Source organism: Marinisporobacter balticus, assembly GCF_004345705.1.
Taxonomy (GTDB): domain Bacteria; phylum Bacillota; class Clostridia; order Peptostreptococcales; family Thermotaleaceae; genus Marinisporobacter; species Marinisporobacter balticus.
In genome coordinates this window covers 18,777-36,353 of record NZ_SLWV01000023.1, presented here as the reverse complement: position 1 = coordinate 36,353, position 17,577 = coordinate 18,777, and the positions used below count along the sequence as shown (strand labels likewise).

The following is a 17,577-nucleotide window of genomic DNA, read 5'->3' as shown; positions in this document are numbered from 1 at the left end:
TTTATAATTATTCCATGTTTTTCCTACGTTTTTGACTCCTTTTATGCTACTATGTCCCATTTCATAATATTTTTTAATCTCAAACAAATAACTCTTGAATTATAAAAATATCTTAGCCTATTGTAATATTACTATGATACTATTTATTTAGAAAAAATTTCATATTTTTGCAGTATTTTTTTAATTTACTCCGTCTATATTAGTGAGCAGGAAAGGAGGGACGATATGGTTTGTGATGATGAATTGGTTAAACAATGCTTATCTGGTGATGAGCATGCCTTTAGAAGAATCATTGATAAATATAAGGCTTATGTCTTTGCCATCATCCTTAATTTTGTAAAAGATCATAATGAAGTAGAAAATATAGCTCAGGAAACCTTTTTACAAATCTATCGTTCTCTGCCACAGTATCGTTTTGAAAGCTTAAAATCTTGGATTGGTAAAATTGCTACAACAAAGGCAATTGACTGGAAAAGATCAAATGCAAAACGTTTCTGCGAAGAGACGGTGGTGGATATTGAGAGTATGTCAAATGAAGGAAATAAGGAATACAAAACCCCTGAAGAAATCTTCATTCAAAAGGAAAACAAAAACCGTATTGATAAGATTTGTAAAAATATCCCTGAAATCTACAGCAATGTCATCATAAAATTCTATTTTGAAGGAAAAAGCTATCAAGAGATTGCATCAGAAACGGGCACGTCTTTAAAAACAATAGAGTCTAGACTCTATAGAGGACGTCATTTATTCAAAGAGAAATGGAGGGAAGATAGATGAATCACTATGATCAAATACAATGGATTCTTTATAAAAAAGGTGTTTTATCCATTGAAGCATCAGAAAAAATGGAAGACCATTTGTCAATGTGTGACCAGTGCTTAGAAATCTTTCTCTCACTCATTGATGAAGAAGAAATCAAATCTGCCCATCAAATGATTTCACCAGACTTTACAGCTTCTATAATCCATGAAGCAAATACTATAAAAAACGATTTCATGAAAAGAAAATACAAACCAGAACACAAAAACCTATTTATTTATTATACCGCTGCAGCCATGGTAACACTTGTTTTAATGGGAAGTGGATTTTTTTACACCTTAGTAAATACAGTCCCTAGTATTACACAGTCTGCCGTAAGTCAAGAGCATTTTATGCAAACAAATAGAATTACAAATTTTTCAGAAAAGGTAGTAAACAAAACATCCGATTTTATTAACCATTTTGAAGTATGTGATCAAAGGAGGAATTAACGTGAATAAAAAAAGTAGATTTACAATGATACTACTGTCTTGTATTCCAGGGCTGAGCCATCTATACTTAGGCCTTAGAGATCGGGCAATCATATTTCTTTTATCATTCTTTGGAGCAATTGTTGGTACTGGAGGAATATGCTTCATCGTTAGCGATGATGACCCTATGATTATCTTGGTGTTTGCATTACCTATTATTTGGCTCATTGCATTAATTGATGCTTTTTCTTTAAGGGAAAAGCTATACCAAAATCATTCACAATCGATAGAAGGGGTCATCCCGCAAAAACAAGTATCTATGGAAAAATCTAATCGAAAAACGATTGCCATGATTCTTTCTATCATTCCTGGTGCTGGGCATATGTATATTGGGCTTCAAAAAAAAGGTTTGACTTCTATGAGTATATTTTTCTTTACTGTTTTCTTCATGGGATGGTTAGGCATAAGCTTATTTTTATTTATACTGCCTGTTATTTGGTTTTACAGTTTTTTTGATGTTTTCCATTTGGTTGATGAAGAAAGTCCTTGTGATGAAGAATTTATATTCCCTTTACCAAAAATCAAGCACAAATGGATTGGGTGGGGATTGATTGTACTAGGCGATTTTGTCATATTAGAAAGGATTGTTTATCCTTTAATTCCCTGGGAAATTCAACGCTATGTTCAAACTTCTATTGTAGCCATTATTTTGATTGGTAGTGGCGTAAAGCTATTAATAGGAAGTAAAAAAGACAACGCAAAGGAGGATACCATATGGAAAGAAGAAGAGTAGGAACCTTATCTATGGCTGTTTTATTAATTATTTGTGGGGTTATAATGCTCATTACCCAACTCAATAAACAGCCCGTTTTAGACATCGTATTAAAAGGATGGCCCCTTATATTATTTTTATTAGGTGGAGAAATTTTATGGTATTGTTATAAAGCGAAAGATGAAAATGTAAAAATAAAATATGATTTATTTAGTATTTTCATCATATGTATTATCCTTATATTTCATTTAAGTGTTTATGGATTGATTCAATTAGATCTAGTTTCAAAGCTTGATAAAATGATTTCTTCTCAAGACTTTGTTTTAAAAACCCCTGTTGAAGAATTTACTTTCAACGATAACATTCAAAAAATCATCATCGATGCAGCAAATTTTAATCATTTAACAATACGCACAAATGAAGAAAATAAAATTACTGCATATGGTACTGCACAAATTACATCTGATACAAAAGAAACAGCAGAAAAGCTTCTAAATTCAAAAAATATGGTTACACATCAATCAGGTAATACCCTTTATATCTCCTTAAATCGATTTTCCTCAGATCATGGTTATTTAAGAGAGTATACCCTTATTATTCCTAGTGCTAAAAAAGTAGAGATTACCAATGGAGAAAATTTAAAGCTCGCAATAGATACATTGAATAACGATTGGGTCATAGATGGATTTCACAATACAGAAATTCGTTTAAGTGAAAATGCTGATATACGCATCAATACTTCTGTTGAAAATAAGAACCATTTAAAAGGAAACATAGCATGGGTTATAGATAAAACTGCAAATATTAAAGAAACTTCAGATTCAGAAGAAGCTACACAATCTAATACAGCATCCTCTTACCCTATAAATGGAAATTTTATTCAGGGAAACGGTAAATATAAAATTCACATCCTCAATACGGATAATATAACAGTGAATGGCTTCTTATAAAAAGAATGACGCTATCTATATTTTATCGATAGCGTCATTCTTTTTATCTTTATTCTTATTTTTTTAGATTCAACGTCGAATTTTATGATTTTAGAAAAATAAAAGTTAGTCAACAAAAAACAACAATGTAATTATTTCCAAATATATTTTGATTAATGGCTTAAAATCAATGTTTCCATCAAATAAATTCTATAAATTACCATAAAAAAATATATTGACAAAACCTATTTTAGGCTGTTATCACAAAACTTGATGTTGAACCTAAATTTTTATTGACAACTTAAAGGCTATTTCCTTGTTTTTTTATCCTATTGTGGTATACTAGATAAGAAAATAAAAAAGTCTGTCTTAAATATCTTTTAAGGTTGGCTTTTTTGAAATACATGACGGAAATTATAAATGATCCCTAATTACTAGTGATATATAATTTTCTATGTATTATAAGAAAATAATATTAGGAGTGTGCTTATGTCAAATAATTTAGAAGTTGGAACTATCGTGGTAGGAAAAGTAACTGCCATTAAACCTTTCGGCGCTTTTGTAGCATTGGAGGAAGGAAAAGAAGGATTAGTGCATATTTCACAGATCGCTCATGGTTTCGTGAAAGACATCAATGAACATCTTTCTGTTGGAGCTGAAGTAAAGGTAAAAATCTTATCTATTGATGAAGCCTCTGGAAAAATTTCACTTTCTATTCGTGCAACACAACCAGTTCCTGAAACTCAAGAACAAGATAAACCTCGCGCTGAACGTCCTCGTCGTCCAAAATCAAAAAAGGCTACAGTGAATAATTATCAAGATCCACAAAACAACCAAAGTTTTAATTCTCTTGAAGACAAATTAAAAGTTTGGTTAGAGCAATCTGAAAAGAATCAATAATAAAAAGAGTTAACCTGTTTTGGTTAGCTCTTTTTCATTCAATAAAAATTCGCATGCTATTTTTAAGAAAACAGCAAGCGATCACTCAATAAATCATCTGATTGTATTTTTTCAAAGCATCCAAGAAGTTTTTCAATGGTTAAGCTTTTCTTTTCTTCTCCTTTGATATCCAATACGATTTTTCCTCCATGCATCATTAAAAGTCTATTTCCAAGACTGATCGCCTGATTTAAGTTATGGGTAACCATAAGCGTTGTTATTTTTCTTTCTGAAACGATTTTTTGTGTAAGATCAATAATTCTTTCAGAAGTTTTTGGGTCTAAAGCTGCCGTATGCTCATCTAAAAGAAGGATATGGGGATTTGAAGCTGTAGCCATCAGTAGTGATAATGATTGTCTCTGCCCTCCTGATAAAAGTCCCACCTTTGTATCTAGTTGATTTTCTAATCCTAAATGAATCTTAGAAACCAATTTTTCAAACAATGGGATATCCTTTTTCGAAGCACCCATGGATAAATCGAATTTTTTCCCTTTATTCATTGCCATAGACAAATTCTCTATAATGTTCATAGATGGAGAAGTTCCCATAGATGGATCTTGAAACACTCTCCCAATATCCCTTGTACGTTTAAATTCTGGCTCATTGGATATATCTTTATTCTTAAGCCTTATAGAACCTTCATCCACTTCGATACAACCCGATATAATATTTAAAAGTGTAGATTTTCCTGCACCATTACTACCAATGATCGTAATAAAATCTCCTTGTTCTACATCTAATGAAAATTTATTAAAAACCGTTTTTTGGTTTACTGTATTCGGATGAAAGGTTTTACACAGATTTCGAATTCGTAACAATAGGATCACCCCCCATAGAAAATATTTTTTTTCCTTTAAAAGGATTTTTCCCTTGGTTAACCGCTAAAGCAGCAATAACAATAATAGCTGTAATTAATTTTAAATCCGTGGGAGGAAACCCAAGTTTTAGTGCAAAAGCTGTACTAGTCTTATATAAAACAGAGCCAAACAAAGCCATTGTGGTAGGAACAACCAGTGAAACTCTCTTAAAAATTGCTTCTCCAAATATAATGGATGCAAGACCCATAACAATCATACCTGTTCCCATGCCCACATCTGAAAATCTTTGATATTGCGCTACCAAAGAACCTGATAACGCTACAAGTCCATTAGAAATCATAAGTGCTATAATCTTAATGTTTCCTATATCTATTCCTAAAGAAGTAACCAGTTGGGGATTATCCCCTGTAGCTTTTATGATAAATCCAAATTTTGTTTTCAGAAAAAAGTCTAATGCAAATTTCACAAGAATTGCAAATACAGCAATAATCATAATTGGTTTTAAACCGTTACTAAAAATAGTTTCTTGATTGAATAAAGGCACATTTGCTTTTCCCATGATTCTTAAATTTATGGAGTATAGACCAATCATGACTAATATTCCTGATAGAAGATTTGTTATTTTAAATTTTACATGTAAAAATCCTGTGACGCCTCCTGCAAGTAAACCTGCTCCAAAGGCAAATATTGTTGCAATGAATGGCCCTATTCCTAAAATCAAACAGCTAGCAGTAACCGCAGCTCCCAATGGGAAACTGCCGTCTACTGAAAGATCCGGAAAATCTAATATTTTATAAGTAATATATACACCTAGAACCATTACCCCAAATATCAGTCCTTGTTCTAGGATATTTAACCAAAAGTCCATTATTTTTCTCCTCCTACCCATTCTGCCTTTTCTTTTAAGTCGTTCGGTAATACTATATTTAATGCCTTTAACGTATCTGTATTAATAACCAATTGCGTTTCTTTTAAGGTCTCAATAGACATATCTTTAGGATTTTTTCCATTTATAACCTTTACTGCTGTTAATCCTGTTTGAAATCCTAATTTGTAGTAATCAATTCCTTCTGTAGCCAAAGCGCCACCTTCTATATGTGCTTTTTCTGCTCCTATGACCGGAATTTGTTTTTCCATGCACTCTGCCGCAATCAAAGGCATTGATGAAGCTACTAGATTATCTGTCGGTGTATATAAAACATCTATCTTACCAATGAGTTCATTCAATACTTGAGGAACTTCATTTACATTTGTTACACCAGTTGTTATAATCTCTAATCCAAATTCAGATGCTATTTTTTTTGCACGAGTAATTTGAATTTCAGAATTGATTTCACTTGTATTATAGATGATTCCAACTTTTTTTCCATTTGGAACTAATTTTTTTAATAATTCAAATTGTTTCTTTACAGGTGCCAAGTCACTTGTTCCAGTAACATTTGTTCCTGACATCTCCCAAGACTCTACAAGTCCTGCTTCTTTCGGGTCTGTTACAGCTGTTATGATAATCGGAATTTCCTTTGTCGCATTAAAAGCTGCTTGTGCTGTTGGTGTTGCAATGGCTAGTATCATATCTTTTTCTTGCGATACAAAGTTTTGTGCAATAGTTTGTGCTGTTGGCATATCCCCTTGTGCATTTTGAAAATCAATTACTACCTTTTCTCCATCTTTAAGTCCTTCTGATTCTAACGCATCAATGAATCCTTTTCGTGCTGCATCTAGTGCTGGATGCTCTACAATTTGTGTAATCCCTAATTTTATTACTTTTTCTTCATTTCCTTTTTCAGCTTTTACAGGAACTGATTCTTGTGCACAACCTATCAATAATAATAAACCTACCATCAATAATAAAACTTTTTTCAATGCTTTTTTCCCTACCATGCTACCATCCTCCTAATTTTTTGTATTGTGATTATGTTTTTAAAAATAAAAAAACTCCCTATAAGAGAGTATCATACGTACTAAAACAAACCCTTTTCAAAAAGGATTTCATGCACCCATATCTCCTACCAAACTACCATCCTACTTGTTTTTCTTCTCTTATCTAACCTACATGTTCCCTACTAACTACTAACTACTAACTACTAACTACTAACTACTAACTACTAACTACTAACAAAATTTTATCTTATTATATGTGAATACATGAATTCTGTCAATCCTATTTAAAATTTTTATGCGATTCTTAAATAATAGGAACGTTTCTATAATGAACTTTTCTCTACGTCCAATCCGGAATAGATCGGTGGGCAAGTCCAATAACCACTTCATTTAAATGTAGTAATCCAATACTCATAAAGATCGTCACACTTAAATGTTCTTCGTATCTTGCGATTCCGATCTTTCCACCTGCATTTAATCCACTTGCTTTCTCTGCAACCTGCATTATTGCTTCTCTCGCTGCTCCGGCTACAGCGCCATCATGTACATGGGATTCTTTCACAACACCCGTCCTTCTTGCTGAAATAATCGCCCTTTCAATGATCTTTGGAATAGAATCAATTAAATTTCCTCCAATATCAACCGCTACAGTTTTGATCCCTTGATCTCTAAAACTCTTTACTTTTTTATCCTCTTCACTTCTTGAAGAAGAAATCGCAATTTCAATAGACGCCCTTGCAATATCCAAACTATCAAACTTCATTTTTGAACCTCCTCGTTTTCTTACAAAATCTCATGCTAAATTCATTATATATTTCTAATATCGCTTTGTCAGTATAAAGTTAAAATGCAACCGAAAATAATTATAAATATAATTTCCCTAGAATTTCTTCTATAATTTTACATTTTTTTAGCGCAATGATATAATCATGTTAGTATAACAATAAAATACCAAGAAAGGATGATTTTTTATGTGTAATGTTTTAGGCAATTTAAACCCGATATCTGTTTTTAAATATTTCGAAGAAATGTCTAACATTCCCAGAGGTTCTGGAAACGAAAAAGCAATCAGTGATTATTTAGTTGATTTTGCCAAAAATCACCATCTAGAGGTTATTCAAGATAATGTGCTAAATGTAATGATTAAAAAACCAGCAACGATTGGATATGAAAATGCACCTACCGTTATTATTCAAGGTCACATGGATATGGTATGTGAAAAAAACAAGGATACAGTACATGATTTTGAAAAAGATCCTCTTAAACTAAGAATACTCGATGACATGATCTATGCTACAGATACAACCCTTGGGGCTGATGATGGTATTGCTATAGCTTACGGACTCGCATTACTTACATCTGATAATATTCCACATCCTCCTCTTGAGGTTTTAATTACAGTAGAAGAAGAAACAGGTCTACGTGGTGCTTTTGCATTAGATCCAAAACATCTTCAAGGGAAATTTTTAATCAATATTGATTCAGAAGAAGAGGGTCAACTTTTAGTAAGCTGTGCAGGTGGTATTCGAACAACACAAGTGCTTCCTCTCATTTGGGAAGACGTAGATAAAAGTCATATTTCCTATACCATAAATATTAGTGGGCTTTTGGGCGGTCACTCTGGTATGGAGATTGATAAGGGTAGAGGAAATTCAAATAAATTAATGGGAAGAATTTTAAATGATTTATCGAATACCTTTGATTATTCCATAAAAGCAATCAACGGTGGATCAAAAACTAACGCAATTCCTAGAGAAACAGATGCCATTATTTCTATTGATCCTAATGATACTGTAACATTAGAAGAAAAAATAAATGCGTGGGATACTATTTTTAAAAATGAACTTAGAGCTTCAGATAAAAATGTAACAGTAAAACTTGAAAAATCAGAAACAGCTTCTTCAAAAGTATTTTCAAAAGAAACGATGAAAAAAGTCATTGCATTATTGGTATTGCTTCCACATGGGGTGCAAAGTATGAGTATGGAAATCAAAAATTTAGTAGAGAGCTCAACAAACTTAGCCATTGTCACAACAAAAGATACGGAAATAACCTTCAATAGTTCTATCAGAAGTTCTGTGAAAAGTTTAAAATACACGATATTAAATCAAGCAAAAGTGATTGCCAATCTATTAGATTGTGAACTAATCGAAAGCGCAGATTATCCAGAATGGTCATATGACCCCGACTCTAAATTGCGCCCACTATTTGAAAAAGTATATCAAGAAAAATACGGTGAAACTCCTCAAATCTCAGCCACACATGGAGGTCTTGAATGTGGACTATTTAAAGAAAAAAATAATGATTTAGATATGGTTTCCTTAGGGCCAAATATGTTTGATGTACATACACCTAATGAGCATTTAAGTATCTCATCTACCCAAAGAACTTGGGAATATCTATTAGCTGTTTTAAAAGAAATAAAATAGAAAATATAGGATAAGGAAAAGCCTTATCCTATATTTTCTATTATCTTACAAATTCTATCTCCAACTTCATTTGTGGTCCCACTTCCACCTAAATCGGGTGTTAATTTTTCTCTGTTATTTAAAGCTTCAACAATACTCTTCATGATTCTTTCTCCTAGATCTTCATGCCCTAAGAAATCTAACATCATTTTTGCAGTCCATATCATTGCAATAGGATTTGCAAGTCCCTTCCCTGCAATTTCAGGTGCTGAACCATGTACAGGCTCAAACATAGATGGATATTCTCTCTCAGGGTTTATATTTGCTCCAGCAGCAAATCCAAGTCCTCCTTGAAGGGTTGCCCCTAAGTCTGTAAGAATATCTCCGAAAAGGTTAGATGCAACTACCACATCAAAGCTTTCTGGACGCTGAAGCATATACATAGATGTCGCATCCACATGAAACGATTCTGTTTTTATATCAGTATATACATTTGATTTTTCCTTAAATATTCTATCCCAAAAAACCATACTATAGTTTAGTGCATTAGATTTTGTTACACTCGTAACTTTATTTAATTTTTTTCTACTCTTTGCTAATTGAAAAGCATATTCCATTACCTTTTCTGTCGTTTTTCTTGTAAATACACTCGTTTGTAGTGCTACTTCGTCCTTCGTTCCTTCTCTTTGAAACCCTCCTACACCAGCATATTCTCCTTCTGTATTTTCTCTAACAAAAACCATATCTATGTCTTCTACTTTCTTATTTTTCAAAGGGCAATCTTGTGCGGTTAAAAGCTTAATCGGTCTTAGATTGATATATTGATTAAAACCTTGTCTTATTTTTAATAGTAGATCACGAAGAGAAATATGATCAGGAACACCAGGAAATCCTACTGCACCAAGCAATATTGCATCATATTTTTTAAGCTTCTCTAGTCCATCTTCATCCATCATTTTTCCATGTTTTAAATAATATTCACAACCCCAATCATACCAATCAAAGTTAAATGCAATATCCTTATTTAATTTAGATAAGGTGTTTAATACTTTTATCCCTTCATTCATGACTTCTATCCCTATTCCATCCCCTGGAATCACTGCTATTTTGTAGTTTTTCATCCTATTTTCCTCCTCATAGTATCTAACACTATTTTCTGAAAAGTTTATTATTCTACTATATCTTTTTTATCCATTTAATACAATAAATTTATGATAATCATTTTTGTTATTCTTTTTTAGGAAACAAGAAGCTAAGTTTTGTTTCTGCAATGATAATCGCACAAAATATCAGCACACAACCTATGATCATCGTTCCATTTAAAATGTCTCCCATAAGCATCACCCCAAACAGGGTACCAAATACAGATTCTAATGATAAGATAATCGCTGCATGCGTAGATACTGTATATTTTTGTGCTACATTTTGAATGAAGAACGCACCCATCGTAGATACAAACGTCATATAACTAAGTGAACTAGTTAAATCAACTACATTTCCTGTAAATTGGGGTGTCGTCTCAAAAATGAACGCACCCATTAAACTAAGTATTCCTGTTACACCCATCTGTATAATGGCAAGAATAATAGGATCTACATTCTCTGCAAAATGCCCTACAGAAGTAATGTGTGCTGCAAAAAATATTGCACAAACAAGTGTAAGCGCATCTCCTATTTCAATATTTAATCCTCCTTGATACGTAAGTAACCCAATTCCTATAACACTAAAAAAAGCGCCAAGCATTCCATAAAGATCCGGACATTTTTTGGTAACCATCCATACCAGAAACGGTACAATCACCACATTTGTTCCTGTTAAGAAAGCTGATTTACTAACGGTTGTATACTGAAGTCCTATTGTTTGTGTAATAAATGCGATCCAAAGAAACATACCTACAATCGATCCATATTTTAAATCCTTCTTTGTTATTTTTATTGTTTTTTTCCAAAATATAATTGCCAAAGTAACAGAGGCTACCGTAAAACGCAAAGCATTCATATAAAAGGGTGTAAGTATATCTAATATATCCTTCGTTACAATAAATCCACCACCCCAAATAATGGCTACCAAAAGTAATGAAAGATCTGCATATAACCCCCTTCTTTTATTTATCCCTTTTGCCACTGTACTCATTTCTTCCCCTCCTCCAATTTATTTCATAATTTGTTATTTAAAGTATTTTCCAGATTCATCGTCTCATGAACTTATTTACAAGTCAAGTTCTTTGTTTATGGCATGATAATAGAGATAGCCCCACTTTATAATAAAGGCTCTAGTACTACCTCCCATATTATAATTCATAGCAGATGCCTGCTATTACAATATTATTTTCTTTTTTTAAGTCACACAAAAAAGGTTCCACAATTTTCCCCTCTTGTTTAAGGACTTTCACAATGGGTCTTAATGTATATAGATTATTAATCGCTTCTACGATTGCGATACTATTATTGCTTAAGTATACCATCGTTCCTACTGGATATGGATTTACTTTTTTTATAAAAACTTTCACCAAATCCATATCAAAATGTCGCCCTCCTGAACCCATGATATATTCTATAGCCTCATTTGGCGGTAGCGCCTTTCTATAAGGTCTGTCTGAAGTCAAGGCATCATACACATCTGCAATGGCTGCTATTTTAGCTAAACTATAAATCTGTGTATCCTGTATCCCATAGGGATACCCTGTCCCATCAATTTTTTCATGATGCTGTAATGAAATAAGTCTAATCTTTCCATTTATATTTGTATTATCTTTTAAATAGTTAAATCCTCTGGTTGTATGCTCTTTTATAATTTTATACTTATCAGGATCTAACTTCCCCTTTTCATTTAATATTTCCTTCGGTATAAACATTTTTCCTGCATCATGAAGAATTGTTCCCATTGTCAAATCATAAAGATCATTTTTATTTAACCCATAACCAATGCCTAGAATCAAAGCCAAAATTCCCGTATTCACACTATGATTATAGGTATAATTATCTGCACTTTTGATATCAACAAGATTAATCATAATCTCTTTTTGTGTAAATACATCATCAACAATCAGTTTTGCTACTTCCTGCATACTTTGTAATTGCTGTTCACTTTCTTTTTCAAGTTTTTTCTTTTGAAAAGTATTTAAATGATCATTGTCTATATCGGCAAATACATTTAATGCCCCTCTTATCGTAGCAACAGCCTTTTGCCTTACTTGTGGCTTTATAATATCATCTAATTCTCCTTGACTATATTCATCGATTATATAAATAGAACAAAAACCTTGTTCTCTTACTTTCGCTTTTAACCGTTCATTTATTTTTACACCTTTTGATAATAAAATTTGTCCTTTTTCGTTGTATATTGTTTGGGCTAAAAATGCCCCTTCTTTTACTGCATCGATTGGCACTAATCTCATACAGTGCCCCCTCCCTATATATTATAAACTTTCTTATTCAGTAAGCTTTATCCCTTTGGCTAATAAAGTTTGCCCTAAAAAAACACCTTCTTTTACCTCACTTATTGGAGTTCGTCTCATATAATCTCCCCCTTAATTGGGTATTTCAATAACTAATATTTAATTTATCAAAATATGTCTAAAAAATCAAATAGTTAATTTTTTTATATCATTAAATTGCAACCTATCACTCATACTGACTTTTTCCATATAATATATTAGTATCTATAAATTTTCATTTAATTTCATAAGTGTTTTTCTTCCACTTTAAAACATTGTAACGATTAGCATTCTATCCTTTTAAAGGAATAACCAAATAATGAACAAGATTCGTAAACTTAATTTTAAATTATCTTTAAATAAGCAATCTCATAAAAAGTTTAAGAAGGTGATCATATGCATATAGGTGTTGTCGGTGCTGGCTATGTAGGATTAATTACATCTCTAGCATTTGCACATATGGAAAACCATGTAATTTGCATGGATAATGATATAAAAAAAATTAATCAATTAAATAAAGGAGTACCCACAATATTTGAAGAAGATTTAGAAAGCTTATTGCACGAATGTCTAGATAATAAAAATATCGTTTTTACAAATGATCTACAAGAAACTGTAAACCAATCAGATATTCTTTTTATTGCAGTAGGAACACCTCCTAATGATGATGGTGGTGTAGATATGACACAAATAAACGAAGTCATCTGCCAACTTTCTAAATTTATTCATGACTATAAAATAATCATAAATAAAAGTACCGTCCCTGTAGGTACGCAGAAATATATAAAAGAATTGCTTGTACAAAAAGGTGTCTCCGAAAAAAATTTTGATGTAGTTTCTAATCCCGAATTTTTAAGAGAAGGAAAAGCAATATTTGATTTTCTTCATGGGGATAAAATCGTCATCGGTTCTGATTCTCAAAAATTAAAAGAAATACTAGAAAAGTTATATGCACCTTTTCATATAGAAATGATCTTTACAACTCCTGAAACTGCTGAGTTGATAAAATATGCTTCAAATGCATTTCTATCAACCAAAATTTCTTTTATCAATGAAATTGCAAATCTTTGCAATAAAGTAGGCGCAGATATTGATACGATATCTTATGCGTTGGGGTTAGACAAAAGAATCTCTCCACAATTTTTAAAAGCTGGTATTGGCTTTGGCGGATCATGTTTTCCAAAGGATACAAAAGCTTTGATAAAAATAGCTAAAACCCATGGGTGTGATCTTAAAATCGTAAAAAGTGCAGTAGCCGTAAATGAAGATCAAAGAATATTACCAATTCATATCTTATTAGATCACTATGGTGATATAAAAGGCAAAACTATATCTGTTTTAGGTCTTACCTTTAAAGCAAACACAGATGATATTCGTGAATCCCCTTCCCTTTATATCATCCATGAACTCATAAAAAGAGGAGTTACTGTACAAACCTATGATCCAATTGCTTCAGATGAAGTAAAAAAAATATTTCCTCATATAAAATATTGCAGTAACGTATATGATAGTCTTACAAATTCAATCTGTGCCATTATATGCACAGATTGGCAAGAATTTTACAACCTAAACTTGACGCTCCTTAAAGAAAAAATGCAAGTTCCAATGATTATTGATGGAAGAAATATATTTAAATTAGAAAAAGTAAAGGAAAATCGTATCATTTATTATAGCGTAGGAAATGGATCTTTGAAAAGCTAGGGTTTCCCTAGCTCTTTCTTTTATAAAAATTTTTATTTTTCCACATGGCTATCGATCTAAAATAACTGATTTGATCACTGCAAAATATTCTCTGAAATAATATTTAGGCATTAAATATACCCTCGTTTTACTAGGTACACCATATGCAACGATTCCATTCCTCTTCGCTAATAGCTTTGCCCGAAACAAATGAAACCGATTTGTGATGATAATAATTTCATGTATTTCTCTTTTTTCTATTTTTTTTAACTTCTCTTTTGTAAATTTAATATTTTCTAATGTACTGGTTGATTGGTCCTCTTTCACAACTCTATTCTCTCTTATTCCTCTTTTTATTAAAAATCTTTTCATCGCTTCAGCTTCAGCTATATCTTCTCCTCTACCTTGTCCTCCACTTACTACTACTTTCACATCTGGATGATCATTCATATATTCTAAGCACTTGCTCATTCGATCTAATAAAGTTAATGATAATCTTTCTCCCTTTAATCCTGCTCCTAATACGACCACATACTCTGTTTCTTGGTTGTGCTCTAAATTTCCATTGAATATGATTAACCCTTCTATCATGAAAAATGATAGAAACCATATATAAAATATGGTTTTCACCATCTTAGATTTTATCAGTTTCTCTATTTGTTTCTTCATTATTATCCTACCTTTTTCGTTTTTAAAAGCCAACGATTCTATGTACCATTTAAAGAATTGCTCTTAATCGTATGCTTTCATCATACTTTCATCTTCTTCCATCAGATGCTTTACGATAGAACCCATATTCATTTTATTCCAAAATGATAAATTTTTATGTGTATTATAATATTTCATTGGAATTGGATGGGTTCCAACTACAACAGGTGTATTATAATGATTTTCAATAAACTCCTTAAAGTGGTTTATTCTTGGACAGGGAGGATATCCAACAACCATACCCGTTGCTAAATGAATTACCTCCGCACCATTTTTTATCATTTCTTGTGGTACATATTCAATATTCCCACCGGGACATCCACCACAATATGAATATCCTACAAGTTCTAATTCTTCTTCTTTTGGATATACTGAAAAACCTCCAGTATGTTCTTTTAATGCGCGTAAACATTTTCCCCCACCACAGTTTTGATAACGACCACAGATGATAATACCAATTTTTTTCATTCTAACCCCCCCTTTACTAATTACTATTTTATACGATTATGGGATATTATTCAATTTTTATAAAAAAATAAAAAATTCACATACTTTAAAATCTATAATTTCAAAATAATTAAAAAGATACCGAAGCTTTAAACCTCAGTACCTCCAGATTCCTTTATATACTTTCAAAAAGACGTAATAAATCATCAGCTACGCGCTTCCAATGGTATCTTTCTTCTGCAAATTTTCGTCCCATTTTTCCCATGTTTAGCGCAACATCTTCATTTTCTAAAAGGTGAACGATTTTTTCTTCCATTACATCTGGATTATCATATTCTTTGATCGCTATTCCATTAACATTTTCCTCAATAACTTCCGCATTTCCACCTCTATCAGTAGTAATAATAGGTAGCCCTGCTGCCATAGCTTCATAATGAACACGGGCTAGGGGTTCTGTCCATTGGGAGGCACATATGAATATATCTCCTATGTTATAATATTTGGGTATTTCAGCAGGGGGTAAAAATCCAGTGAAGATCACAGGACCTTTTAATTTTTTTGAAAATTCCTGTACTTTTTTTACATAAATATCTGTTGCATTGCTTCCATACCACTTGCTTCCTACAAGAATAAGTGCCGTATTCGGATAATGGTTCATCACTTTTTCCATGGCTTTTAATACAATATGGGTACCTTTTTTCTTAGATAAACGACCTACATTAATGATTACTTTATGATTTTCTAATCCATATTTCTTTTTCATATCTTCTCGATCTTGCTTTACATCTTCATGCCAAAACGGTTTTAATGTATTTAAATCCACTGCAGAATAAACAGGATATATTTTATCTTTTGCACAAGGATACATGTTCACTACATCATCTGCAATAAATTTACTAACCGTGCTAATAAAGCTTACACGTTCTATACACTTTATTCCTCTCTCTTGATCAATTTTTTTAGGTGCAAACATTTCATTATGAAGGCTAAGACTTATAGGTCTCCCCTCTGCTACATCATTGATTCTAAGTACCCAAAGGGGTCTATTAAATACATGGATTAAGTCAAACTTTTCTTTTGAAATTTCCTTTTTAATGTTGTTAATATATTGATCCCCTGTTTTTCCTGATACACGAATATATCTTACCTTTCCTTTTTTCTCTTTATTTTTCAATTTGCTATTATGCAAACTAAACAACGTGATTTCATGATACTTTGATAAAATAGGTAATAAAGCATCAATATATATTTGAATCGCGCCTCCTAATATAGGCGGAACGGGAAGTTTTTCTGTACAAATAAGTGCGATCTTCACAACAATCCTCCTCTAAAATAAGCCCCTTAAAATATCTACTTTACTCTTTTCTAGTTGGGCTATTTTCGCTATTTCACCCGGATTTACGTGTTTGTTCTTTTTAAATAAATTCTTTACTTTTGCAAAAAACCAGTGCGGAAATAATAAATCTATTTTCAGAATCTCTTTTTCATGCTGTGTCAATCTATTTCCTTTTTCATAACATTTTAATATGTTTTTTATGGTCTCTCTATCCCATTTTCCTTGCTTTTCCATCCGTTTGCCTATGATTTTTCTCAGATCACGCCCAACCAAATCATATGTTACCCCATCTAAATCGATTATATATACATCCTCTCCTGAAAGAATTACATTTCCTGTCCCAAAATCCTGATGACATAGAGGGGCCTCTTTTTGATCTACATTTGTTAAAGAATAGTAAGCAGATTTATCTAAATCATTTATTGCCTTATCTGCTATTTTGATAATAGGATCAATATATTTTAGATAACTCGCATAGGATTTATTTTGTGGTTTTAATTGAGCTTCATTTTTCCACTTTAACATTCTATTTTTCATAGATTCGTATTGCTCATTCCATCTACCTAGTTTAGAAGATATCTTTGCCTCTTGCGGTGGCACATATCCTTTTGAAGTTACATGAAATTTTGATAACCCTTCTAATGCGCTACATAAATCAGAACTGTTATCAAAGTACAAATCTTTTGAATCAATCCATTCATATAATACAAACAATTGATCGTTATATTCTGTAATAGGTTCTTTTGTGTTATTTAAATAGATTTTTGGTACCTTTCCACCCTGCTCATAAATATAAATTTGGGCATTTACTGTGAACATCGCTTTATCCTTTGTATGTTTTAGTCTTTTTAGACATTGTACTTGATGATTATAGGTAAACTTCCATAATGTCTTTAGTCCACTATCTTGAATAATATTTAACTCATTTGGAACAATATCATAATTTCCTAATACGTTTTTTGCCAATTGTTTCAATTCTGTATTGTCTTTCACT

General features: G+C 32.0%; 18 protein-coding genes. 7 read left to right on the top strand and 11 right to left on the bottom strand.

The genetic code is table 11. The features are described 5' to 3' along the window. The first annotated feature begins 225 nt into the window (after nt 1-225). From EV214_RS13875 to yugI, 5 genes are all read left to right on the top strand, one after another. Entirely contained in the window at nt 226-777 is a 552-nt protein-coding gene (locus EV214_RS13875) for an RNA polymerase sigma factor (RefSeq protein ID WP_132246805.1), read from the top strand. Next, the gene (locus EV214_RS13870) at nt 774-1,250 is read left to right on the top strand and encodes a hypothetical protein (RefSeq protein WP_132246803.1); all 477 of its coding nucleotides are present in this window, start codon (nt 774-776) and stop codon (nt 1,248-1,250) included. Before EV214_RS13875 ends, EV214_RS13870 begins: the two co-directional genes overlap by 4 nt. Before the next feature lies 1 nt (nt 1,251). Further along, entirely contained in the window at nt 1,252-2,022 is a 771-nt protein-coding gene (locus EV214_RS13865) for a hypothetical protein (protein ID WP_132246801.1), read from the top strand. Then, nucleotides 2,004-2,951: a hypothetical protein gene (locus tag EV214_RS13860; RefSeq protein WP_132246799.1), complete on the top strand. Its 948-nt coding sequence runs from the start codon at nt 2,004-2,006 to the stop codon at nt 2,949-2,951. The genes EV214_RS13865 and EV214_RS13860 overlap by 19 nt, the downstream gene beginning before the upstream one ends. 468 nt (nt 2,952-3,419) lie before the next feature. After that, on the top strand, nt 3,420-3,830 hold the full coding sequence (gene yugI / locus EV214_RS13855) for a S1 domain-containing post-transcriptional regulator GSP13 (protein ID WP_132246797.1): 411 nt from the start codon (nt 3,420-3,422) through the stop codon (nt 3,828-3,830). Between the two features lie 62 nt (nt 3,831-3,892). On the opposite strand, the gene EV214_RS13850 is transcribed toward yugI, so the two are convergent. The 4 genes from EV214_RS13850 to EV214_RS13835 form a co-directional block, all read right to left on the bottom strand. Further along, nucleotides 3,893-4,687 (bottom strand): ABC transporter ATP-binding protein, encoded by a 795-nt coding sequence (locus EV214_RS13850; protein WP_132246795.1) that lies wholly within the window; start codon nt 4,685-4,687, stop codon nt 3,893-3,895. Then, a complete protein-coding gene (locus EV214_RS13845) occupies nt 4,662-5,555 on the bottom strand; it encodes an ABC transporter permease (RefSeq protein ID WP_132246793.1) in 894 nt (297 codons plus the stop codon). The genes EV214_RS13850 and EV214_RS13845 overlap by 26 nt, the downstream gene beginning before the upstream one ends. After that, nucleotides 5,555-6,568, bottom strand: coding sequence for an ABC transporter substrate-binding protein (locus EV214_RS13840; protein WP_132246791.1), 1,014 nt, complete (start codon nt 6,566-6,568; stop codon nt 5,555-5,557). Before EV214_RS13840 ends, EV214_RS13845 begins: the two co-directional genes overlap by 1 nt. Before the next feature lie 340 nt (nt 6,569-6,908). Continuing rightward, nucleotides 6,909-7,331, bottom strand: a complete 423-nt coding sequence (locus EV214_RS13835) for a HutP family protein (protein ID WP_132246789.1) — start codon at nt 7,329-7,331, stop codon at nt 6,909-6,911. A gap of 208 nt (nt 7,332-7,539) precedes the next feature. Between EV214_RS13835 and EV214_RS13830 the strand changes: the two genes are divergently transcribed. Further along, nucleotides 7,540-8,997, top strand: coding sequence for an aminoacyl-histidine dipeptidase (locus EV214_RS13830; RefSeq protein WP_132246787.1), 1,458 nt, complete (start codon nt 7,540-7,542; stop codon nt 8,995-8,997). A 23-nt stretch (nt 8,998-9,020) separates the two neighbouring features. Here EV214_RS13830 and EV214_RS13825 read toward each other — a convergent pair whose 3' ends face one another. From EV214_RS13825 to EV214_RS13815, 3 genes are all read right to left on the bottom strand, one after another. Further along, complete coding sequence (locus EV214_RS13825; RefSeq protein ID WP_132246785.1) at nt 9,021-10,097, bottom strand: tartrate dehydrogenase; 1,077 nt, start codon at nt 10,095-10,097, stop codon at nt 9,021-9,023. A gap of 106 nt (nt 10,098-10,203) precedes the next feature. Then, entirely contained in the window at nt 10,204-11,109 is a 906-nt protein-coding gene (locus EV214_RS13820) for a DMT family transporter (RefSeq protein ID WP_132246783.1), read from the bottom strand. Nucleotides 11,110-11,266: 157 nt separating this feature from the next. Further along, the gene (locus tag EV214_RS13815) at nt 11,267-12,373 is read right to left on the bottom strand and encodes an HD-GYP domain-containing protein (RefSeq protein ID WP_132246781.1); all 1,107 of its coding nucleotides are present in this window, start codon (nt 12,371-12,373) and stop codon (nt 11,267-11,269) included. 435 nt (nt 12,374-12,808) lie between these two features. On the opposite strand from EV214_RS13815, the gene EV214_RS13810 reads away from it, so the two are divergent. Further along, entirely contained in the window at nt 12,809-14,113 is a 1,305-nt protein-coding gene (locus EV214_RS13810; protein WP_132246779.1) for a UDP-glucose dehydrogenase family protein, read from the top strand. A gap of 48 nt (nt 14,114-14,161) precedes the next feature. Here EV214_RS13810 and EV214_RS13805 read toward each other — a convergent pair whose 3' ends face one another. From EV214_RS13805 to EV214_RS13790, 4 genes are all read right to left on the bottom strand, one after another. Continuing rightward, nucleotides 14,162-14,761 carry a YdcF family protein gene (locus tag EV214_RS13805; RefSeq protein WP_132246777.1) on the bottom strand — a complete coding sequence of 200 codons (600 nt, stop codon included), beginning with the start codon at nt 14,759-14,761 and terminating at the stop codon, nt 14,162-14,164. Nucleotides 14,762-14,824: 63 nt separating this feature from the next. Beyond that, nucleotides 14,825-15,268 carry a CGGC domain-containing protein gene (locus tag EV214_RS13800; RefSeq protein ID WP_132246775.1) on the bottom strand — a complete coding sequence of 148 codons (444 nt, stop codon included), beginning with the start codon at nt 15,266-15,268 and terminating at the stop codon, nt 14,825-14,827. 154 nt (nt 15,269-15,422) lie between these two features. Next, entirely contained in the window at nt 15,423-16,562 is a 1,140-nt protein-coding gene (locus EV214_RS13795; protein WP_132246773.1) for a glycosyltransferase family 4 protein, read from the bottom strand. A 12-nt stretch (nt 16,563-16,574) separates the two neighbouring features. Next, on the bottom strand, nt 16,575-17,576 hold the full coding sequence (locus EV214_RS13790) for a CotS family spore coat protein (protein ID WP_132246771.1): 1,002 nt from the start codon (nt 17,574-17,576) through the stop codon (nt 16,575-16,577). Nucleotide 17,577: the final 1 nt, after the last annotated feature.